This window comes from Thermobifida halotolerans, from assembly GCF_003574835.2.
GTDB classification, from domain to species: Bacteria; Actinomycetota; Actinomycetes; order Streptosporangiales; family Streptosporangiaceae; genus Thermobifida; species Thermobifida halotolerans.
This window is the reverse complement of the sequence record NZ_CP063196.1, coordinates 4321075-4341805: the sequence shown is the minus strand read 5'-3', so window position 1 is coordinate 4341805 and position 20731 is coordinate 4321075. Positions and strand designations below refer to the sequence as shown.

22 protein-coding genes are annotated in these 20731 nt (G+C 70.9%); 10 read left to right on the top strand and 12 right to left on the bottom strand.

Annotation, left to right across the window (positions count from 1 at the left end):
- Positions 1-52 precede the first annotated feature (52 nt).
- Positions 53-2737: a cation-translocating P-type ATPase gene (locus tag NI17_RS19445; protein WP_068691446.1), complete on the top strand. Its 2685-nt coding sequence runs from the start codon at positions 53-55 to the stop codon at positions 2735-2737.
- A 1085-nt stretch (positions 2738-3822) separates the two neighbouring features.
- Here NI17_RS19445 and NI17_RS19440 read toward each other — a convergent pair.
- The 6 genes from NI17_RS19440 to NI17_RS19420 all read right to left on the bottom strand — a co-directional run bounded on the left by NI17_RS19440 (position 3823) and on the right by NI17_RS19420 (position 8033).
- Complete coding sequence (locus NI17_RS19440) at positions 3823-4014, bottom strand: DUF397 domain-containing protein (protein WP_068691448.1); 192 nt, start codon at positions 4012-4014, stop codon at positions 3823-3825.
- Positions 4011-4616 (bottom strand): DUF5753 domain-containing protein, encoded by a 606-nt coding sequence (locus NI17_RS24750; protein ID WP_369975015.1) that lies wholly within the window; start codon positions 4614-4616, stop codon positions 4011-4013. The genes NI17_RS19440 and NI17_RS24750 overlap by 4 nt, the downstream gene beginning before the upstream one ends.
- A gap of 25 nt (positions 4617-4641) precedes the next feature.
- The gene (locus tag NI17_RS19435; RefSeq protein WP_068691450.1) at positions 4642-5532 is read right to left on the bottom strand and encodes a universal stress protein; all 891 of its coding nucleotides are present in this window, start codon (positions 5530-5532) and stop codon (positions 4642-4644) included.
- 30 nt (positions 5533-5562) lie between these two features.
- A complete protein-coding gene (locus NI17_RS19430) occupies positions 5563-6234 on the bottom strand; it encodes a response regulator transcription factor (protein WP_068691454.1) in 672 nt (223 codons plus the stop codon).
- Between the two features lie 66 nt (positions 6235-6300).
- Complete coding sequence (locus NI17_RS19425) at positions 6301-7215, bottom strand: universal stress protein (protein ID WP_068691456.1); 915 nt, start codon at positions 7213-7215, stop codon at positions 6301-6303.
- A gap of 140 nt (positions 7216-7355) precedes the next feature.
- A complete protein-coding gene (locus NI17_RS19420; protein WP_068691592.1) occupies positions 7356-8033 on the bottom strand; it encodes a helix-turn-helix domain-containing protein in 678 nt (225 codons plus the stop codon).
- Between the two features lie 261 nt (positions 8034-8294).
- Here NI17_RS19420 and NI17_RS19415 point away from each other — a divergent pair, with 261 nt between their 5' ends.
- Entirely contained in the window at positions 8295-9218 is a 924-nt protein-coding gene (locus NI17_RS19415) for a universal stress protein (protein ID WP_234401933.1), read from the top strand.
- Positions 9219-9266: 48 nt separating this feature from the next.
- Here the strand turns inward: NI17_RS19415 and NI17_RS19410 are convergent, their stop codons facing one another.
- Positions 9267-10904 carry an LLM class flavin-dependent oxidoreductase gene (locus NI17_RS19410; RefSeq protein ID WP_068691458.1) on the bottom strand — a complete coding sequence of 546 codons (1638 nt, stop codon included), beginning with the start codon at positions 10902-10904 and terminating at the stop codon, positions 9267-9269.
- A 183-nt stretch (positions 10905-11087) separates the two neighbouring features.
- Between NI17_RS19410 and NI17_RS19405 the strand changes: the two genes are divergently transcribed.
- The 4 genes from NI17_RS19405 to NI17_RS19390 all read left to right on the top strand — a co-directional run bounded on the left by NI17_RS19405 (position 11088) and on the right by NI17_RS19390 (position 13293).
- On the top strand, positions 11088-11567 hold the full coding sequence (locus NI17_RS19405) for a fluoride efflux transporter FluC (protein ID WP_068691460.1): 480 nt from the start codon (positions 11088-11090) through the stop codon (positions 11565-11567).
- Positions 11564-11953: a fluoride efflux transporter CrcB gene (gene crcB / locus NI17_RS19400; RefSeq protein ID WP_068691462.1), complete on the top strand. Its 390-nt coding sequence runs from the start codon at positions 11564-11566 to the stop codon at positions 11951-11953. Before NI17_RS19405 ends, crcB begins: the two co-directional genes overlap by 4 nt.
- Before the next feature lie 27 nt (positions 11954-11980).
- The gene (locus NI17_RS19395; RefSeq protein ID WP_068691464.1) at positions 11981-12472 is read left to right on the top strand and encodes a MarR family winged helix-turn-helix transcriptional regulator; all 492 of its coding nucleotides are present in this window, start codon (positions 11981-11983) and stop codon (positions 12470-12472) included.
- A gap of 173 nt (positions 12473-12645) precedes the next feature.
- Positions 12646-13293, top strand: a complete 648-nt coding sequence (locus tag NI17_RS19390; RefSeq protein ID WP_068691466.1) for an NADPH-dependent F420 reductase — start codon at positions 12646-12648, stop codon at positions 13291-13293.
- A 48-nt stretch (positions 13294-13341) separates the two neighbouring features.
- Here the strand turns inward: NI17_RS19390 and NI17_RS19385 are convergent, their stop codons facing one another.
- From NI17_RS19385 to NI17_RS19365, 5 genes are all read right to left on the bottom strand, one after another.
- Positions 13342-13569 carry a DUF2795 domain-containing protein gene (locus NI17_RS19385; protein ID WP_068691468.1) on the bottom strand — a complete coding sequence of 76 codons (228 nt, stop codon included), beginning with the start codon at positions 13567-13569 and terminating at the stop codon, positions 13342-13344.
- Positions 13570-13738: 169 nt separating this feature from the next.
- Positions 13739-14299, bottom strand: coding sequence for a hypothetical protein (locus NI17_RS19380; RefSeq protein ID WP_068691470.1), 561 nt, complete (start codon positions 14297-14299; stop codon positions 13739-13741).
- Between the two features lie 88 nt (positions 14300-14387).
- Entirely contained in the window at positions 14388-14786 is a 399-nt protein-coding gene (locus NI17_RS19375) for a GlcG/HbpS family heme-binding protein (RefSeq protein ID WP_068691472.1), read from the bottom strand.
- 11 nt (positions 14787-14797) lie between these two features.
- On the bottom strand, positions 14798-15940 hold the full coding sequence (locus NI17_RS19370; RefSeq protein WP_068691474.1) for a glutathione-independent formaldehyde dehydrogenase: 1143 nt from the start codon (positions 15938-15940) through the stop codon (positions 14798-14800).
- 69 nt (positions 15941-16009) lie between these two features.
- On the bottom strand, positions 16010-16768 hold the full coding sequence (locus NI17_RS19365; protein ID WP_068691476.1) for a DUF4389 domain-containing protein: 759 nt from the start codon (positions 16766-16768) through the stop codon (positions 16010-16012).
- A 168-nt stretch (positions 16769-16936) separates the two neighbouring features.
- Between NI17_RS19365 and NI17_RS19360 the strand changes: the two genes are divergently transcribed.
- From NI17_RS19360 to NI17_RS19345, 4 genes are all read left to right on the top strand, one after another.
- Positions 16937-17212 (top strand): SHOCT domain-containing protein, encoded by a 276-nt coding sequence (locus NI17_RS19360; protein WP_068691477.1) that lies wholly within the window; start codon positions 16937-16939, stop codon positions 17210-17212.
- Positions 17213-17329: 117 nt separating this feature from the next.
- Entirely contained in the window at positions 17330-17842 is a 513-nt protein-coding gene (locus NI17_RS19355) for a flavodoxin domain-containing protein (protein ID WP_068691479.1), read from the top strand.
- A 771-nt stretch (positions 17843-18613) separates the two neighbouring features.
- Entirely contained in the window at positions 18614-19867 is a 1254-nt protein-coding gene (locus NI17_RS19350; protein ID WP_068691481.1) for a LuxR C-terminal-related transcriptional regulator, read from the top strand.
- Positions 19864-20655 carry an isocitrate lyase/PEP mutase family protein gene (locus tag NI17_RS19345; RefSeq protein WP_068691484.1) on the top strand — a complete coding sequence of 264 codons (792 nt, stop codon included), beginning with the start codon at positions 19864-19866 and terminating at the stop codon, positions 20653-20655. The genes NI17_RS19350 and NI17_RS19345 overlap by 4 nt, the downstream gene beginning before the upstream one ends.
- Positions 20656-20731: the final 76 nt, after the last annotated feature.

Below are 20731 nucleotides of genomic sequence, written 5' to 3'. Positions count from 1 at the left end.
GGCGCCGGACCGACAGCAGAGGCCCGCTCCAGCCCCGGAAGGAAGAGACCGTATGACCGAGCCCGCACTACGGGAGCGGAAGTGGCACGCCGTGGATGTCCCGGAGGCGTTCGCGGCCCTGGACACGGCACCCGAGGGGCTGACCGACGAGGAGGCGCGCCGCCGCCTGGAGCGCCACGGCCCCAACGCGCTGGAGGAGACGCCTCCCACGTCCGCCGCCGTGGTGTTCCTGCGCCAGTTCGCCAGTCCGGTCATCGCCATCCTGCTGTTCGCGTTCGTGCTCACCGCCGTCCTCGGGGAGTGGCTGGACGCGGCGGTGATCGCGGTGGCGCTGCTGGTCAACGCGGTCATCGGGTTCGTCCAGGAACGCAGGGCCGAACAGGCGGTGCGGGCGCTGATGAGCCTGAGCCAGCCGCACGCCCACGTCGTCCGGAACGGCCGCCGCCTCGAGGTGGAGAGCGCCGCCCTGGTGCCGGGCGACGTGGTGCTCGTGGAGTCGGGCAGTCGGATACCGGCCGACATCCGCCTGGTCGAGGCGCACGCCCTGGAGGTGGACGAGTCGCTGTTGACCGGCGAGTCCGAACCGGTCACCAAGTCCACCGAGGCGGTGGCCCCCGAGGTGGGGCTGGGCGACCGGCTCAGCGTGGGGCATTCGGGGACGATGGTCGCCAGCGGACGCGGCACGGGCGTGGTGTACGCCACCGGCGCCCGGACCGAGCTCGGCGCGATCGCCGGACTCATCAAGGGCGCACCGGAGACGGCCACCCCGCTCAAGGAGCGGATGAGCAGGCTGTCGCGGATCATCGCGGTCGCGGCGGTGGCCTCCGCGATCCTGGTCATGGCCATCGGGCTGCTGCGGGGCGGCGACCCGATGGAGTTGCTGCTGGTGGCGGTGGCGCTCGCGGTCGCGGCGGTGCCCGAGGGCCTGCCGATCGTGCTCACCGTGGCGCTGGCGATCGGGGTGACCCGGATGGCCCGCCGCAACGCCGTCGTGCGGCGGATGCTCGCGGTGGAGGCCCTGGGCAGCGCCACCGTGATCGGCTCGGACAAGACGGGAACCCTGACCGAGAACCGGATGACCGTGCGGCGGCTGTGGAGTCCGGTGGACGGGCGGATCGGTCCGGCGGCGGTGCGGCCCCACCGCCGCGACATCACCGCCGAGGACCCCGAACACGTTGACCCCTATCTGCTGTTGCTGCTGTGTGGGGCGCTGACCAACGAGGCCACGGTGCGCGGAGAGGGCGTCCACCGCCAGGCACACGGCGATCCCACCGAGGTGGCGCTGCTGGACGCCGCCCACAACGCGGGGCTGCTGCGCGCGGCACGGGACGTGATGTTCCCGAAGACGGCCGAGGTGCACTTCGAACCGGCCCGCCGTTTCTCGGCCACGGCGCGCCGCTGGGGGGACCGGGAGGTTCTCTTCGTCAAGGGCGCCCCCGAGCGGGTTCTGGCGATGTGCGACGGCCAGGCGGGGGAGTCCGGGGTGGAGTCGGTGCGCCCCGAGGACCTGCACGCGGCGGGGGAGCGGATGGCCGCGGAGGGGCTGCGGCTGCTGGCGTTGGCGATGAGCAGGCCGTACGAGCCGGGGACGGCTCCCGTCGACCCGAAGGACCCGTCCGGCATGGTGCTGCTCGGCCTGGTCGGCATCATGGACCCGCCGCGTGAGGGCGCCCGCGAGTCGGTGCGGGCCTGCCGCGAGGCGGGCATACGCGTGGTCATGATCACCGGCGACCACGGGGTCACCGCCCGCGCGATCGCCGCCGAACTGGGCATCTGCGAGCCGGACGCCCCCGTGCTGACCTACGACCAGATCGTTGACCTGGACGGCGAGCGGTTGCGCGCGGCGGTCGCCGATGTCAACGTCTACGCCCGGATCCCGCCGGAGGGCAAGCTGCGCCTGGTGCGCGCGTTGGAGGCCAACGGCGAGGTCGTCGCGGTGACCGGGGACGGCGTCAACGACGCGCCCGCGTTGAAGGCGGCGTCGGTGGGGGTGTCGATGGGCAGGGGCGGCACCGACGTGGCGCGTGAGGCGTCGGAGATCGTGCTCGCCGACGACAACTTCAGCACGATCGTGCACGCGGTCGAGGAGGGGCGCGTCACCTTCGACAACATTCGGCGCGCCGTGTTCTTCCTGGTGTCCACGGGAGCGGCGATGGTAGTGGCGTTGACCGTCTCCACCCTGCTGGGCTGGCCGCTGCTCATGGTGCCCGCCCAGTTGCTGTGGCTGAACCTGGTCACCAGCGCGCTCCAGGACATCGCGCTGGTGTTCGAGCGCGCCGAACCGGACCTGCTGCGCAGGCCGCCGCGCTCCGCCCGGGAGGGCATCGTCTCGCCGCTGCTGTGGCAGCGGATCGGGGTGACCGGTGTGGTGATGGCGATCGGCACGCTCGCGCTGTTCTGGTGGGAGTGGGACCGCAGCGGATCGCTGACGGCGGCGCAGACGGTGGCGCTGACGACCATGGTGGTGTTCATGGCGTTCCAGGCGGGCAACGCCCGTTCGGCCACCCAGTCGGTGCTGCGGGTGCCGCCGTACCACAACCCGCTCCTGGTGGCGGCCACGATCGGCACGTTCGTGCTGCACGTGGCGGCGCTGTACTTCCCGCCCACCCAGATCCTGCTGCGCGTGGAGCCGTTGGACGCCGACGCGTGGTGGCGGATCGTGGCGGTGGCGTTCAGCGTGCTGGTGGTGGTCGAGATCGAGAAGGCGATCCGCCGGGCGCTGGCCTCGCGACGGTGATCGCGGGTCAGCGGGGGTACCGAGGGCGGTCAGGACGGTCTGGGGGCGGGTGAGGGCGCGGGCGTCGGCTCGCCGCCGGGAGCCGATGCCGTGCGGTTGTCGGCCGGGAGGCCCGGCAGCTTTGGCGTGGGTGCATGGTCGTGGAGGGGTTCGGAGGTGAGGCGCCGCGGGGTGGTGGCAGTCCCTCCGGGACTGGAGCGGCGGTCGGGGCTGCCGCGCCTCGCGGCCGAGACACCACCCGCCACCCGACCGCCTCCCCCGGCCTGACCCCGTTGATCTTGGCGATAGGAACAGGTAACGCCCGTCCGCCGGGTTCTCCCAGTTCAGGGAGCCGCAGCGGACGGGTGTCGCCGTTTGTGCCACCGCACTGGTCCGGAGCGCCCCCCGTCAGTCCGGAACCGAGCACGTCATCCACGGCGAGCGCGGGTCATCGGCTGAGCCCGGCATCAGGTGCCCGCAGCCGTTCGTGGTCACGGACACGCTGGCGTGCCCCATCCGCTTCTGACCGAGGTGTGAGTGTTCGGTTCTGCGGCGGGCGCGGGTTCTTTTCGGAGAGACCGGGGAAAGGCGAGGCATTCCACCCCCGCGTTCGGGGCGGGCCACCACGGGCAACCGGTGGTGTCCCACCGCGGGGGTCGGTGTGGAATGCCCTGGGCCGATCAGCCGCCCCCTCTTCTCCGCACGGCCGGTGTCCGTCGCGAAGGCGACCGTCAAACCTCAGTGAGTCCTGAGAGCGCTCTGACCGCGATCGGCCAGCGGCGAGGTGGGGAAGTGCCGCAGTCCGCGATGGGCGTACGGCGGCAACGGGCGTTTGACCGCACGCGGACCGCGCCGCCCGCCGTCGCGCCCATGCTCGACACCGACCCCACCGAAGCCGTCACCGTTGAGCGCACCGTCTTGGGTGACCCCGTCGGAATCGTCCTCGTCCAGAACAGCACACCTAGACCACGGCGGCACCCCGCATGGTGGTACGCACCGCCTACCGCGCCGACCCCGCCCGACTCGCCGACACCTACCACCCCCACACATGACAACACCCCCGAGGCGAGGACCCCGAGGGTGCAAAGAACCAGCAAGCGGACCAGCTACAGACGCCCCGCCCTGACCTCGGCCAGAAACGCCGTCCACTCACCGGGCGTGAAGTCCAGATGCCCCAGCTCCCGATACTGCGTGTCACGCGCCAGCACCGCACGCGGAGTCTCCGCGACTTCGGCACAGTGTCCACCACTGGGATTGCTGTGGCTGGACTTGTGCCAGTTCAGATCGTGGGTACTCACGAAGACTCCTGCTGAGCTTGTGCGATGAGCTGAAGGGACGCCTCTTGGGGCAGAGCAGCTCCCCGAAGATCTCCGTAGTGTCGAGCGGAATCGGCCGCTATGCCCGGATCATCGGTGGGTGTGCCGGAGTGTCGAGTCTCTGTGTACAGCACTGTTCCTTGGTTGGTCACCATGAACAGGGAAAACGCATGAAACAGGCCAGGGGGGCGCTCAGTCTCAAATGGGATGGCCTGTAGAGAGACGTTCGGACGTTCGCCCAGATCTAGAAGGTGGCCAAGCTGTTCGTGGATGACCCTTCTTCCTCCCACTGGGCGGCTTAGCACTGACCCGTCAAGCACTACCAAGAGGAACGGCGGACGCTCAGACTTCAAGATCGTCTTTCGGTCCATGCGAGCTTGGAGCAGATCATTGATTTTGGCCGGACTCTCGCGAGGGAGGCCCATCGTGAGAAGGCACCTAGCATACGCCTCTGTCTGCAACTGGCCCCCGACCAGCTCCCCACCCTGGTCGACGCACTCGCCAGGGACCTGGAACTCCAGGTCTTCGAGGTCTGACGGCTGGAGGTCCCCGTGGCCGAGAGCGGCACCGGGGCGGAAGAGCACGCGGGGCCGCCCTCCGGTGCCGGGATCACGACTTGGCCGCGTGGACCACCATCACCGGGCAGTGGGAGTGGGACAGCAGGGTCTGGCTGACCGAGCCCAGGAGCATGCCGGTGAAGCCGCCGCGGCCCCGTGAGCCGACCACCACGAGGTCGGCGTACTCCGACTCGTCGATCAGCACCTCGGCGGGGTGGCCGGGCAGGACCTCCTCCTCCACGTACACGCCGGGGTGGCGCTCCCGCTGCCCCGCCAGGGACTCCGACAGGCGGCGGCGGGCCTCCGCCACGGCCGCCTCACGTTCCGGGGAGCCGGGGCCCTCGGGGGTCTCCAGCGCGGCGAAGACCCCGTGGGAGGCGCTGCCCGCCACGGCCACCGCGCGCAGCGTCGCCCTCCGCGCCTCGGCCTCCACGAACGCCCGGTCGGTCGCGGCCAGCGCGGACGGGGAGCCGTCCACGCCCACCACCACACGCCCGGTCTCCGCGCCCGGATCCCGGTCGGGGACGATGACGGCCGGGCACTCCGCCAGGGCGGCCAACTGCACGCCGACCGAACCGAGAACCACCGCGCGAAGCCCCGACAGCCCCCGGGAGCCCGCCACGATCAGGTGCGCGTTCTCCGACTGCTGCAGCAGCGTGGGCCCCACCGTGCCGACGATGTGCAGCGCCTCCGCCTCGACCTCCGGCTCCCGCTCCCGCACCCGGTCCACGGCCTCGTGCACCACCCGCCGGGCGAACTCGTCGATGTCGAACCCGGGCAGGCCGCGCGGCACACGGTAGTGCAGCGGCCAGTCGAACGCGTGCACCACGCGCAGCTTCCGCCCCAGCAGCCGTGCCTCCCGCGCCGCCCAGTCGAGAGCGCGCAGACTGGGCTCCGTGCCGTCGACCGCGGCCACGATCAGCGCGTTGTCGGTTCTGGCCATGCTCTTCTCCTCCGGGAACTGGAAGGGGCGTCACTCGGCGCGGCGCTGGGAGGACTCCGCCTTCAACTGGGCGGCGTAGGCGGCGGCCTGGGTGCGGCGCTGCATGTCCAGTTTCGCCAGGATGCTGGAGACGTAGTTCTTCACCGTCTTCTCCGCGAGGAAGATGCGCTCGCCGATCTGCCGGTTGGTCAGCCCCTCACCGATGAGGTCGAAGATGCGGCGCTCCTGTTCCGACAGGCGGGCCAGCGGATCCTCGCGCTCCGACCGGTCGCGGATGCGCTCCATGATCCGGGCCGTGCTCTGCGGGTCGAGCAGCGAGCCGCCGCCCGCGACGGTGCGCACCGCGCCCACCAGGTCCGCGCCGTGGATCTGCTTGAGCACGTACCCGGCGGCCCCGGCCATGACCGCCTGGTACAGGGCCTCGTCGTCGGAGTAGGAGGTGAGCATCAGGCACGCCAGTCCCGGAAGCCGGGAGCGCACCTCCCGGCACACCTCGACTCCGCTGCCGTCGGGCAGGCGCACGTCGAGCACGGCCACGTCCGGGCGTGCCGCGGGAATCCGGGAGACCGCGTCGGCCGCGGTCGACGCCTCCCCGACCACCCGGATGTCGCCCTCCGACTCCAGGAAGGCCGCCACGCCGCGCCGTACCACATCGTGGTCGTCGACCAGGAAGACCCGAATCGGGTCAGTGGTTTCCGTCATCGAGCCCCGTCCTCCTCATTCGGCGCAGGTTTTCCCCGGTCCCCACCCGGACCGCGCGGCGGCCGGTCATTCGGTGGAGGTGCTCCCCGAGTGCACGGGGACGACCGCCACCGGGCAGCGCGCGTGGCGCAGCACCCCGCGACTGACCGATCCGAGGTCCTTCAGCGACTCCATGATGCCGTGCCCGTGGCCGTGGGACCCCACCACGAGCAGATCCGCCCGGTCGCTCTCGTCGACCAGCACGGGGACCGCCGCGCCCGGCACGATCTCCTTCTCCACCGGCACGTTCGGGTACTCGGCCTCCTTGGCGGCCAGGAAGTTCGCGATGCGGGCGCGGGCCTGCTCCGGGGACGGCTCCTGGTCGACGGGCCACCCCTCGTCCTGGTCCGCAGGCCAGGCGAACGCCGACGACTCCCACGCCACCACGATGCGCAGTGCCGCCTCCCACAGACGGGCCTGTGCGAAAGCCAGGTCGACGGCGGGAAGCGACGCCTTGGACACGTCGGTGCCCGCGACCACCCGGGAGACCGTCGTGGTGGTGGTCTCCTTGGGGACCACCACGATCGGACAGGAGCCGTGGACCGCCAGGTTCAGCGTGGTCGATCCCGTGACCAGCGACTCCACGCCGCCGAGCCCGTGTGCTCCCAGCACCAGCAGATGGGCGGCGCGGCTCTGGTCCTCCAGGCAGCGGTTGCGCGGCCCCTCGATCACCTCTCCGGAGACCGCGAGGTCCGGGGCCGCCTCGCGGACGCGGGCGACGCGGGAGTCGACGAGCTCCCGAGCCGCCCGGACCGCGCGTTCGGCGGAATCCCCCTTCGGCGGGAAACCGAAGTGGGCCAACAGTCCCGGTTCGGGGACGTGCATCACACGCAGTGGTCGGCGCGACCGGGTCGCCTGGGAGACGGCCCAGTCGAGCGCACGGTCGCTGTTGGCCGAGCCGTCCACCCCGGCCACGATGGGGAGCTGTTGGGAATCGGGCATCGCCGGTGTCTCTCCTCACGTCCGCTCGACAGGTCCACCAGGCACCCTAGGCCCACGGCCGGGCCCATGGGGAGGGCCGGGTGCGGATTCCCTGTCTCCACAGGGGATGTCACGGGGGAACGGACGGGCGGCGCCGGACCTCACCCCGGTGTCTCGCGGGCGACGCGGCGTCCGGTGATCTTCTTGGGAACGATGGTGACGAACAGGTCCCGTTCCCCGGCCGCCCACGGTTGGACCGATGCGGTCTCCCGCAGCCGCGACAGGTCCAGCGGGTCGCGGATCGGGCGGGCGCGGCCGATCACGAGTACGCTCCACCCCTCGCTGGTCGCGCCGTCGAACCGGTCCACCTCGAAGGAGATGTACCCGTCGGTCGCGTGTTCGGCGATGACCCCGTGGCCCGTGGTGCGGAAGACGATGCTCTCGTTGTGCACGAGGAAGTTGACCGGCAGCACCGTGGGCGCCGATTCGCCCGGCACGGTGAAGGCGACGCGGCCCACCCCTCCGGCCTTGATCAACTCCAGGCACTCCTGGGAGTCGATCTCACGCAACTGCGGTCGGGGAATGTGGGTGACGCGCGCGCCCTCCGGCTCCTCGAAGCCCGCACCCAGCAGCGTGTCGGGGGTGGTGCGCAGCGCGTCGGCCAGGCGGGTGAGCGCGCCCCGGCTGAGGTTGGGCGGGTTGCGCTCCAGATAGTCGATGTAGCCGGCGGCCATGCCCGCGCGTTCGGCCACCTCCTCCTGGGAGAGGCCGAGTTCGGCGCGGCGGTAGGCCACCCGGCGGCCGAGGTCGCCCTGGGCCCTTTGGTCCCTGACGTTCACGAGTCCTCCCACTGTGTCTCTCACAAGCGCGACTAACCCTTTTCTCCCTGATCATGCTCACTGCGGCCGGGTACGTAGCGGGGCCGTTCGGATCGGGTGTCCGGGGCTGAGGTCCTCCCCGCCGCCTGGCGAAACGCCCTGGATTCGGGGAATTGGAGGACAAACGTCCTGTTCTGTCGCTTCCGATGGGCACTGTCTGCTGAGGAGCGTTCCGGGATAGCACAGGGTGAGGGACAGAAAAGCCGGAGAACGGAGGCTCGGGTGGCGACGGAGAGCGTGGAACGACTGGTGGAGCGGAGCGGCGAGTACACCCGGTTCGGGGTCGTCGTGGGCGTGGACGGATCCGAGGCAAGCCGGGGAGCGCTCGACTGGGCGGCACGCGCCGCTGTGGAGCGCGGCACCGGACTGCGGATCGTGTACGCGATGGTCGACCCCTTCGGCCCGGAGATCGCGGACAGCGGGGAGCGCGTCAGCGCGATGCTGACCGAGGCCGAGACACGGGCGCGCGCCGCCCACCCCGGGTTGCACGTGCGGACCGCGGCGTTCGAGGGGGGAGCGGTCCGCACTCTCGTCACCGTCTCCGAGGCGGCGGAACTGCTGGTCGTGGGGACGCGCGGGCACGGAACGCTCGTCTCGCTGCTGCTGGGGTCGACGAGTGTGGGCGTCAGTGCCGGGGCGGCCTGCCCCGTCGTCGTGGTCCCGCCCGGGGCGGACGCCGCGCGCGTGCACGGCTGTCAGGTCGTGGTGGGCGTGGACGGCTCCGAGGTCTCCGGCGAGGCGCTGCGTTTCGCGCTGCGGGAGACCGCGCGCATGGACGGCTCCCTGACCGTGGTGCACGGCTGGCAGCTTCCGGCGCCCCTCGACCCGATGGCGTTGACCGCCGCCGGATACACCATGAACTTCGACGTGTTCGAGGAACGCACGAAGAAGCACATCGACGAACTGATCGACAGGGTGCGTTCGGAGGAGGGCGTCGACGTCCCGGTGGGGGTCCGTGTCGTCTACGAGCACCCCGTCCAGGCGCTGCTCGACGCCGGGGAGTACGCCGACCTGGTGGTCGTGGGCTCCCACGGCCGGGGAAGCGTCGCCGGGCTGCTCCTCGGCTCGGTGAGCCAGTCGGTGCTGCACCGCTCCTCCGCCCCCGTCGCGGTGGTACGGCACCACCGCGAACCGGGCGGCGAGTAGACCGCCCCTCCGGCCGCCCCGTGTGGGGAGGGGCGGCCGGAGACCGGGTCAGCGCCGCCGCGGCGAACCGACCTGCCCCGCGTAGAAGCCGTAGCGGGCCAGCGGTTCCACCAGTTCCCGCTCCTCGTAGGACAGGTGCGACAGCAGGACGTCGGTCAGCACGTCGACCGCCTCCTGGAGCGGGGCGAAGTCGTCCGACCGGTTGATGAACGCCACCAGGGCGCGGTCCACGTCGTCGAGGACCCGGTGGATCGCGTGGTGCTCCTCGGTGAGCCGGTCGATGACCGGTTCCAGTTCCTTCTCCTGGGCGCGCAGGTGCGGGAAGATCGAGGAGTCCTCCAGTGTGTGGTGCTGGGTGACCACCCGGCAGTACGAGGCGCAGTAGGCGCCCAGGGTCCAGTCGTTCTGCCGCAGGGTCATCTGGTTGATGGCCGAGCGGGCGTCCCCCGCGCTCAGCGCGCCCGCCCGGACCCGGTCGACGAGGTCCCGGAGCCGGGCGAGCTCCTCGCGCAGGTGGTCGTGGACGTCGACGAGGTGCTGGCCCAGGGCGCGGCCGGTGTCGTCGTAGCCGCCCTCGGGGCCGGGACGGTCGGGGAGGGTGGGCCGGGTGCTCTCGTCCCACAGTTCCCCGCTTCTGGGGCTGAGCCGGGTTCCGTCGTCGGGGGTGGGGAAGACGCCCAGCCGCTCGTACCGGTCCTGTGCGGGGGCGGCGGCCGGGACGTGCTCGGCTTCCTCGGCGGCCGCGGGGACGTCCATGACGAGGGCCGCGCCCGGTCCCTCGGGCGGGCGGGGCCGGGACCGTTCCGCGGCGACCAGTTCCCGGACCGCCGGGGCGACCTCCTCGCCGAACCGCTGGATCGTCTCCGGGTGGTCGGCGCCGAGGACGAACACGCTCACCCCGTCATCGAGTGCCAGTTCGGCGAGCTCCTCGACCCACTGCTCGACCGGTCCGTTGAGGAAGCCGTTGTTCGAGCGGGCGAACACGCCGTTGATGTTGAGCAGGCGGCGGATGGCGTCGGGAGAGCGGCCCGCCCCGGCGGCCGCCTCGTCGATGACCGCGTTGCCTCTGGCGAGGTCGCCGAGGTCGGACAGGTAGGACGCCGACGGGAGCCAGCCGTCGGCCATGCGGCCGACCAGGCGGAGCATGCGCGGTTTGTAGGCGCCCAGCCAGATCCCGATGTCGTGGGCGGGCGCGGGGCCGCGCTTGGCGCCCGCCACCCGGTGGTGCCTGCCCTCGACGCGCAGGGCGCGGCGTTCGTCCGCGTCCCAGATGCCCCGGATGATCTCGATGGCTTCGGCGAGCGCCGTCACCCCCTGTCCGGGGGTGAGCCGCCGCCCGCCCATGGCCTCGATGCCGTCCCAGAACGCGCCCGCGCCCAGGCCCAGTTCGATCCGTCCCCCGCTGAGCAGGTCGAGGCTGGCGGCGCTGCGCGCCAGGACGGCGGGCTGGCGCAGCGGCAGGTTGAGCACGTTGCCCGCCAGGCTGATGCGTTCGGTGCGGGCGGCCAGGTAGGACAGCAGGGTCCAGGTGTCCAGGAACGCGGACTGGTAGGGGTGGTCCTGGAAGGTCGCCAGGTCCAGTCCGACCTGCTCGGTGAGCTGGGTGAGCGCGACCACACGCTCGGGAGCCTGGTTGGTCGGGGTGAGGAAGGTGCCGAATCGCAGTTCGTGGCCGTAGTCGGTCAAGGGTGGTCGCCCCCGATGAGGTCGGCCCGGAAGCGGTCCCGCCGCTCTCGGACGTCGGATCTGTTGACGGATCAACCTTATCCGATTTGGATGACGCATCAACTTATGTGCGAAGTCGCCGCGGTCACAGGGCAGGTACCGTACCTGTCGGTACCCGAAACCCGCAGGAGTGAGGAAGCCGACGTGGCAGACCGGGGAGGAACGGAGGCGGCCGACTCCGGTGTTCCCGTCCCGTCCTCCGGAACCGGGGGGAGACTCTGGCCGGCGGTGGCCGCCGTGGCCGCGGGCGGCATGCTGGGCGCGCTGGCGCGCCACGCCGTCCTCGTCGCGCTGCCGCAGGCCCCCGCAACCGTGGACTGGGCGACGTTCCTGGTCAACGTGACCGGTTGCGCGCTGATCGGCGTCCTCATGGAGGTGATCACGCGTCGGCCGGGAACCCACCCGCTGCTCCGCCCCTTCCTGGGCGTGGGCGTGCTGGGCGGCTACACCACCTTCTCCGCCTCCGTCACCGACGCCACGGCCGCCCTCACCGCCGGACACCCGCGGGTCGCACTGCTCTCCCTGGCCGCCAACCTGGCGGGCGCGCTGGTCGCGGTGTGGGCGGCGAGCACCGCCACCGCCGCGCTGCTCGACCGGGTCGCCGCACGAGGGGGCACGTCGTGACGGCGCTGCTGGTCGCCGTGGGAGCGGCCGTCGGTGCGCCGCTGCGCTACCTGCTCGACCGCGTGGTCCAGGCCCGCCACGGCTCGGCGCTCCCCTGGGGGACGTGGTGCGTCAACACCCTCGGCTGCCTGCTCATCGGCGTACTGACCGCCCTGCCGCTGCCCGCGGCGGCCGTGGCGCTGCTCGGCACCGGCCTGTGCGGCGCGCTGACCACCTACTCCACCTTCGGATACGAGACGCTGCGACTGCTGCGCGGCGGCGCCCGGTGGCACGCCCTGCTCAATGCCGGCGCGAACCTCGCCGCCGGTCTGGGCGCGGCGTTCGTCGGCATGACCGTCACCTACTGGCTCCTCGGACAGGGCGGGCAACCGTCCACAACTGGATGACCTGTCAACCTCAACTATCCTGGGGACATGGGCGACGGCTCCCCCCTCGACGCGCGTGAACTCCGTGCCTGGACCGGCTACCAGCGCATGAGCTCCGCGCTGCTGGCACGTCTGCACCAGGGACTCCACCAGGACGCCGGGCTGTCCTGGGCCGACTACGAGGTGCTGTTCGCCCTCCAGGCGAGTCCGGGGGGAAGACTGCGCGCCCTGGACCTGCGCTGCGCGTTGGGCTGGGAGAAGAGCCGCCTGTCCCACCAGATCCGCCGCATGGCGCAACGGGGACTGCTCTGCCGCGAGCCCAACCCCGCCGACGCCCGCAGCGCCGTGGTCTGCCTGCTGGACAAGGGCCGCTGCGCCGTCGAGAGGGCCACTCCCGAGTACACCGCGCGGCTGCGCGCCGAGTTCCTCGACCTGCTCACCCCCCGGCAGCTCGACACGCTCGCCGAGATCAGCGAGACCGTGCTCGCCCACCTGGCGCGCGGCGAGGAGGACCTCGCCGACCTGCCGGACCGGGAGTAGCCGCCGCACACCGGCCGCGCTCGGCCGGGCGGGGCGGTTGCCTTCGGCCGGACCGGGTAGCCGTGCCCTGACCAGGCGGTCCGTGTCCGCCCCGATCGTTGGGCGACCCTCCGGAACGGACGGGGACACGAGAGGACCGCCGCCCCGCCACCCATCCCGCGAGGGAGGCTCCCATGACCGACGTCACGATCATCGGCACCGGCAACATGGGCGCGGCCATCGGCACCCGCGTCCTCGCCGCGGCACGAAGGCTCCAACTCCTCGACCGTGAGGCGGAGAGGGCACGCGAACTCGCCGCCCGGCTCGGCGGGGACATCCTCGCCGGACCCGTCGGCCAGGAACCCGAGGGGGACATCGTCGTGCTCGCGGTGCCCTTCGACGCAGCCAAGGACCTCGTCGCCTCCTACGGCAGGGCCCTGTCCGGCAAGATCGTCGTGGACATCAGCAACCCCGTCGACTTCTCGACCTTCGACTCCCTGGCCGTTCCCCCGGACACCTCCGCCGCCGAGACGATCGCCGGTCTCGCCGCGGAGGGGGCCACCGTGGTCAAGGCGTTCAACACCACCTTCGCCGCCACCCTGGCCGTGGGCGAGGTCGCCGGTCAGCGGCTGGACGTCTTCGTCGCGGGCGACTCCGAGGAGGCCAAGACCGCGATGGCCGAACTGGTGACCGCCGCGGAACTGCGCCCCATCGACGCGGGGCCGCTGCGCCGCGCCCGCGAACTCGAAGGATTCCAGTTCCTGCTGATGACACTCCAGGCCAATCCCGCGCTGGAGGACTTCAACTGGAACACCGCACTCAAGATCCTGGCGCCGTCCTGACGGCCGCGGCCTCCGGTCGGAGGGCCGGACACCGGGAGGACCGCCGGGTCAGCCACCCGGACGGCGCCGCCCCGGTGTCGCCGTGGCCGTCGGGACCGCGCGCATGACCTCGTCCGCCTCGGCGTAGGTGGCGGGCGGCATCGCGCGCAGCGCGCTGAGGATCTCCCGGGACGCGCCCGCGTTCTCGGCGTGGGCGAGGACGTCGTCCCTGCTCGCGGGGAACTCCACAGTGTTGAGGATCTTCCTGAGCGCCTCGGTGTCGTTCAGGACCGCCATGGGTCACTCCCCTCATCGCTGATCGTGTCCTGCGGCTACCCGCTTCCCCGGAGCGAAACCCCGCCCGGCGCTTCGGCCCCCGGGACGCCCAACGCCCTCCGGCCCCACAGGCCACGGCGGCACCGGTCCCGGCGCAGGGACACCCGCCACCGGGACCACGGGGCCCTCGTCACCCCTTCCGCCGTCCCTCCTCGACCGCCCGCTGCAGGTCCTCGTCGGACAGGACCCGCTCGTCGGGATCGGCGGTGTTGCCGTCGGGGCGGAACTGGAGCCTGTCCATGTAGGGTGTGGGCTCCTTGCGCCGATAGTCCAGGAACGCCTTGGCGTAGTAGTTCCGGGCCTGCTCGGCGCTCCTGAGACCCGTGACGATGTCGTGCATGAGGTTGAGGGCCAGGAAGTTCGCCTGTTCGTCGTGGCAGCGGGCCGAGACCTCGCCCGCGGTGCGCTCGACGACGACACTCCCGTCGAACCGGGCGAGATCCGCGCACCTCTCGGGCGGCACCCGGTAGTCCACGGACGACTCCACCGAGTCGATGTGCGGGACCGGGAAGTGGTGCTCGTGGAACGTGCGGGACGCCGTCACCCGCTTCCACGGTCCCACGCCGTACCAGTTGAGCAGCGACGGGGTCGCCTCGTGCGGTTCGCCGTGGGCGTCGATGACCAACTGGGCGGCCTCGCGCGACTCCTCCGGCCAGTCCCTGATGATGTCGGATCCCTTGTGCTCGTCCATTTCCTCCCCTTCCGGAGTCGAAACAGGGCGGGTGCCCCCGCCGCCGTCCCGGGAGTGCCCGCCCCTGTCCACAGCCTGTGGACATCCCTCAGAAAACTGCCGCCGCCGCCTCGGCCACAGCCTGGTCCTGCTCCCCGGTGCCGCCGCTGACGCCGACCGCGCCCACGACCGCGCCGTCCCGCCGCAGCGGAATCCCGCCCGCGAAGATCATCACGCGGCCGCGGTTGGAGGCGTGGATGCCGAAGAACTGTCCGCCGCTCTGCGAGTGCTCGGCCAGATCCTTCGTGGCGATGTCGAACGCCCGCGACGTGTAGGCCTTGTTGATCGAGATGTCGATGCTGCCGATCCACGCGCCGTCCATCCGGGCGTGCGCGACGAGGTTGCCGCCCGCGTCCACGACCGCGATGTTCATCGGCTGCCCGATCTCGGCCGCCTTGGCCTCGCCCGCCTCGATGACGCTTCGGGCCTGTGCCAGTGTCACGCTCACGACGCGCCTCCTCAGTCGCCCTGGCGGGGCTTGAGCAGGACCTTGGTCCAGCCCTCCTCCCGCTTGTCGAAACGCTCGTAGGCCTCGGGGGCCCGCTGGAGCGGGACCCGCTGGGAGACCACGAAGCTCGGCTTGGCCCGCCCGGCGATGATCATGTCGCGCAGTTGCCGGTTGTAGGTCTTGACGTTGGCCTGCCCGGTGCCCATCCGCTGTCCTTTCTCGAACAGCTTGCCCATCGCGAACAGCAGTTCGCCCTTCTTCGCGCTCTCCGACGGGCCGCCCGGGTCCTCGGTGACGTACAGCCCGACCACCCCGAGGATCCCGGTGGGGCGGACCGAGTTGATCAGGGTGTTGAGCACGAGCGCGGGCTGCTCCTCGCCCTCGCGCGCGGTCGCCTGGTAGCCCACCGCGTCGATGCCCTTGTCCGTGCCCTCGCCGTCGGTCTGCTCCCTGATCTGCTCCGCCGGGTCGGCCTTGGAGAAGTCGACCGGGGTCGCGCCGATCCGCTCGGCCAGTTGGAGCCTGTTCGGAACCTTGTCGACCACGAACACCCGGGAGGCGCCGCGCAGCATCGCGGAGTAGGCCGCCATCAGCCCCACCGGGCCCGCACCGAACACGCTCACCGTCTCCCCGGGGCTGACCTGCGCCAGCTCCGTGGCGTGGTAGCCGGTGGGGAAGATGTCGGCGAGCATCGCGAAGTCGTCCTCGTGCTCGTTGCCGGGAGGCAGTTGCAGGCAGTTGAAGTCCGCGAACGGCACCCGCAGGTACTCGGACTGGCCGCCCCGGTAGGGACCCATCGACACGTAGCCGTACGCCCCGCCGGCGAAACCCGGGTTGACGGTCAGGCAGAACCCGGTGTTGCCCGCCATGCAGTTCTTGCAGAATCCGCACGCCACGTTGAACGGCAGCACCACCCGGTCGCCCTTGCGTATGCTCGCGACGCCCGGGCCGACCTCCTCGACGATCCCCATGTTCTCGTGGCCGAACACCATGCCGGAGGTGGCACCGGTGCGTCCCTCGTACATGTGCAGGTCGGAGCCGCAGATCGCCGACGTGGTGATCCGGATGACCGCGTCGGTCGGATCCTCGATGCGCGGATCGTCGACGTCCTCCACAGCCACGTTGTACGGCTCCTTGTAAACGACCGCTTTCACCGTTCCTCCTCGTGCGTCGTTGACGGCATGCGGCCCGGCTACCCGCGACTCCCGCGCCGTATGCCCCGATCAGGCGGTCTGTCCCGGCTGCTCCGTCCGCGCGGGCGCCGCCGGATCGGGGCCGCCCTGGTCGAGGCGGAACGGCGGGTACTCGTCGGTCATCAGCGCCGCGTAGGCGATCACCCGCAGCCTCCAGCGGTGCAGGCCCAGCAGGAAGTCGAAGATGCCGCGCGGGTAGCCGCCGGTGAACAGCAGCGCGACGGCCGCGAACAGCACCAGCAGGCCCAGCAGACCGGGCGCGGTCTGCACCACCCACACGCCGTCCTGCGCCGCCTGGGCGCCCTGGCCGGGGCCGTCCATCCCGGTGGCCCCGGCCAGGGCGCGGGCGCCGCCCGCGGTGAAGGCCGCCACCAGCAGGTAGTGCGGGATCGCCAGCAGCCACCACTTCACCAGGACCAGGCCCCGCGACAGCCGCTGCGGATAGCCCACCTCCAACTGCGCCGGATAGTCGACGTCCGCCGACAGCGAGAACGGCGGGTAGCGGTCGGTGCCCAGCACGCCGTAGGCGTAGAACAGGACCCGCCAACTCCACCGCAGCACCCCGACGTTGAAGGTGAAGATTCCCCGCGGGTAGCGGCCGGTGAACAGGACCGCGAAGAACGCCACCACGGTCAACACGAGGAAGGCGATCCACAAAAAGGCCAGCACGATGTAGTGCGGGATTGCCAGCAGCCATTTGACCAGCCACAACCAGCGGCTCACCCCCGGGTCGAGGGTGCCGCTGACACGGAGTGGATAACGCCGGGTGGGAACCGTCGACTCGGACACCTCAGCCACCTCCTCGGGTTCGTGCCGTCCACGGAAGCGACTGCCCCGTTTCGCCCGAGTGATGGGTGCCGTCGGTCTACGGAGCGCGGGTCCTTCGTCCCGTTGGACCGGCCGCGTACGGGAAACAGCGGAAGCAGGCCCGTTGCCTTCCGGAAAGGAACGGTCGGCATGCACTGGGACTACGGCTACGGGATGGGCGGGTGGGCCGCCGTGTCCATGACGGTCACCATGATCCTGTTCTGGCTGCTGCTCATCGCGGCCATCATCGCCCTGCTCCGTTCGGCCACCAGAGGGGATCGGTCACGGACCGACCGGGGGAGCAGCGGGTCCGGCGCGGCCGGGCAGACCCTGCCGGAGCGGTTCGCCCGCGGGGAGATCGACGAGGACGAGTACCGACACCGCCTGGACGTGCTGCGTGCCGGCGGGGGAGGCGACACCTCCTGAACGGCGGATACGCGGCCCGGGACTGTCCCCCCTTCTGCGGGATGCTCCGGAGAGGTGGTCCGGGGCCTGCGCCGGGTAGTGGGAGCACACGGTCAACGGCTGTCAGGAGGTGCCGGAATGCTGGTGATGATCGGGTACGCGAGCGCACACGGCTCCACGGAGGGGATCGCGCGGCGGGTGGCCGACCGCCTCCGCGAACACGGCCACGACGTCGACGTTCGCCCCTTGGACGAACCCGTGGCCGACCTCGACCGCTACGACGCCTTCGTGCTCGGCAGCGCGGTACACGGCAGTTCCTGGCTCAGGGAGGCCGTCGACTTCACGCGCCGGGAGACGGACACGCTCGCGCAGCGGCCCGTCTGGCTGTTCAGCGTGGGACTGGCGCGGGTCCTCGGCGGAAGGTTCGAGCAGGCGGGCGGGGAGCCCAGGGGCACTCCCGAGCTCCGCCAGGCCGTCGGAGCCCGCGAGCACCGGCTGCTCGCCGGAGCCATCCAGCCGAAACACCTTCCGCTGTTCGCCCGGGGCATCTACAGGATGATGGGCGGACGCTACGGCGACTTCCGCGACTGGGCGGAGGTCGACGACTGGGCGGAGAGCATCGCCGCGCAGCTCACCGTGGTCGCCCACTGACCGAGGTTTGGTGGTCCGGTTCTGTGGTGGGGGCTTCTTCAGGGGGTGGAACGCCTGGCCCGCCTGACTTTGCCGCATCGGTTTCCGGGTGACCTCCACCCCGGGGGGTCTTGCAACCTCAGGGTCTTGCACCCCCAGCCCCGTGGGGGCGGGCGAGACGCGTTGTGAGGACACGTCCGCCGGAGGGGGTGGGCTGGCGCAGGAGTGGGGAGGCGCTCCCGGGCGCCGACCCACCCGCACTCCGGCCACACGGCCTCACGCGGACCCCGTCATCAAAGTTCGGTGAGCAGCCGCCCGGCGGGGCGGCGGAGGGGAGCGGGCGGTGGACGGCCGTTCGGTCCCACCGTGGAGGCCGCCTATTCGGCGGGGAGAAATCGTCCCTGTTCTGACGACCGTATATCGGTCATTTCTGGCCGGAAGCGGACACCGGAGAGATGCGTCAATCTTCTCATAGGTGGCGAATCGGGCATTTGTGTCTTTTTTCGAGAAAGCCCTCGAAGTATCTCCAGGTGGAGACACCGATCTGTGTGTAACATCCATGTTACTAAGAGTAATTTTTGTTTTGTTTTAAACTATTATTCTTTTTTTGTTTCTGGCGTGTAGAATGCGCAACGGCCAGTGTCGGAGTGTGTTCTCTGCTGGGGGGGGAGGGCAGTTCCGAAAGTGCTTTCGTAGCGTGCCGATTTCCCTTGGAGAGCCGTGCCAATCGGATGACGAGTGCCTTTGATGGATCCGTTTCCCCCCGTTCTGCGACCGTTGACGTCTGGTGATATGAAAAAGCTGATCGACGCCCTTCCTCCCATGATCGGGCGCGAAAGGGAGCTGGATGAGCTTTCCCACGGCATCGCTTCAGGGAAGGATCCGACGGTCATCACCGGTCCGGTGGGCTGCGGCAAGAGCCGGTTGGCCTTGGCGGTGGCGTACGGCCTGGAGGAGGTCTTCCCACGGGGAGTCCACCTCTTCGACTGCGCCTCCGCCACCGACTCGGAGGAGAGGCTGAGGGCGTTCGCCGAACTCGCCGACCGGCACCCCGTGCCGCTGTCGGCGGACGGCGCCCCGCGACGCGGGCTCCTCCTGATCGACAACTACGACTCCGCCGACCAGGGGATCACCCGGGTCATGACGGGGCTCCTCGCGCGCGACCCGAACCTCAGCCTGCTGGTGACGAGCCGGGAGGCGGTCAGCCTCTATCAGGGGCGGATCTACGAACTGCAGCCGCTTCCCCTGCCGCCGAAGGGGCCGGGCGCGACCGCCGAAGAGTTCTTCGCCGCCCCCTCGACACGGCTCCTCGCGCAGAGGTCCGGCAGCTTCCGCGTCTCGGGGATGACCGCCGAGTACCGGACGGCGGTCACCGAACTCCTGCACGACCTGGACGGGCTGCCGTTGGCCATCGAGTTCGCGGCCCCGTTGCTGCGGATCCTGGGAGCGGAACCGCTGCACCGGCGCATCCGGAACGGTATCGGGATACTCAGCAGCGGCTCGGGCTCGGTGTCCCTGCGCCACAGCAGTATGCGCGAGGCGCTGGAAGGGCACTACCGTGCGCTCCCGGTCGAGGCGCGAAGAATCCTGGTGCAACTCGGCGGACACGAGGAATTCACCTTCGACGGCGCGCGCGAAATCATCGGCGAGTCCTCGGAGAGGGCCGACCACTTCCTGCGGATGCTGATAGAGCGGAATTTCCTCCGGGCCAGCCACGACTCGCAGAACCGCCCCAGGTTCACGTTTCTCAACACCATGCGTACCTTTGTTCGGGAGAAAGCGGCCGAGAGGAGCGTGCGGGGAGGCGTCGCCCTCCGTCGGGATTCGATGATGCGCGACCACCCCTCCATCCTGACCCCGCGGCAGAGACAGGTGGCCGAACTGGTGGCGGACGGGCTGACCAACCGGGAGATATCGAAACACCTGGGGATCGCCGAGTGGACGGCGATCAACCACGTACGGGAGGTCATGCGCAGGCTGCAGTGCTCGTCCCGTATCCAGATCGCGAACTGGGTGAACAGGAATCCGGAGAAACTCAACGGATGAATTCGAAAGCGCAGGAACTGAGGAGACTCCACAGCGATGGGAGCGGCCCTCTGCTGCTGCCCACCGTGTGGGACGTGACAGGCGCCCGTGCCGCCGAGGCCGCGGGCTTCTCCGCCGTGGCGACCACCAGCGACGGTATCGCGTCCACGCTGGGGTACGGCGGACGGGAGAGCGCGCCCCGGGACGAGATGCTGGCCGCCGCCGCCCGGATCGTCCGTTCGGTGCCGCTGCCCGTCACCGTCGACCTGGAGGGCGGCTACGGACTCGGGGCCGAGGAGATCGTCCGCTGGCTGACCGAGGTCGGCGCCGCCGGCTGCAACATCGAGGACAGCCTGCACGCGAGAGGATCCCTCGCCGACGTGGAGGAGCAGGCCGAGCGCATCGCCGGAATCCGGGCGGCGGCGGGCGACACCCCCCTGGTGGTCAACGCCCGGATCGACACCTTCCTGCGCGACAGGATCAGCGGCGGGGGAACACCGGAGGCGGAACTGGTCGCGGAGACGCTCCAGCGGGCCGAGGCCTACCTCGCGGCCGGGGCCGACTGCGTCTTCCCCATTCTCGCGTCCGGCCGCGAGACCGTCGGCGAACTCGTGGGGAAGATCCCCGGCCCCGTGAACATCCTGTGTCTTCCCGGTGGGCTCTCCGTCCGGGAGTTGGCCGACCTCGGGGTAGCGCGGATCTCCTGGGGGCCCTTCATCCACGACCACGCGAGAGAGCAGCTTCTCGCCCACCTCACGCAGATCCGGCGCGCGGGCGCGGAACCGGGAGGGGGAGTCGGAGATGGCTAGTCTCCGGCCCGCGCCGGCTGGCCGAAGATGCCCCGGCCTCCCCGGAGGAGCCCCACCGCGATGCGGTCTGGACCTG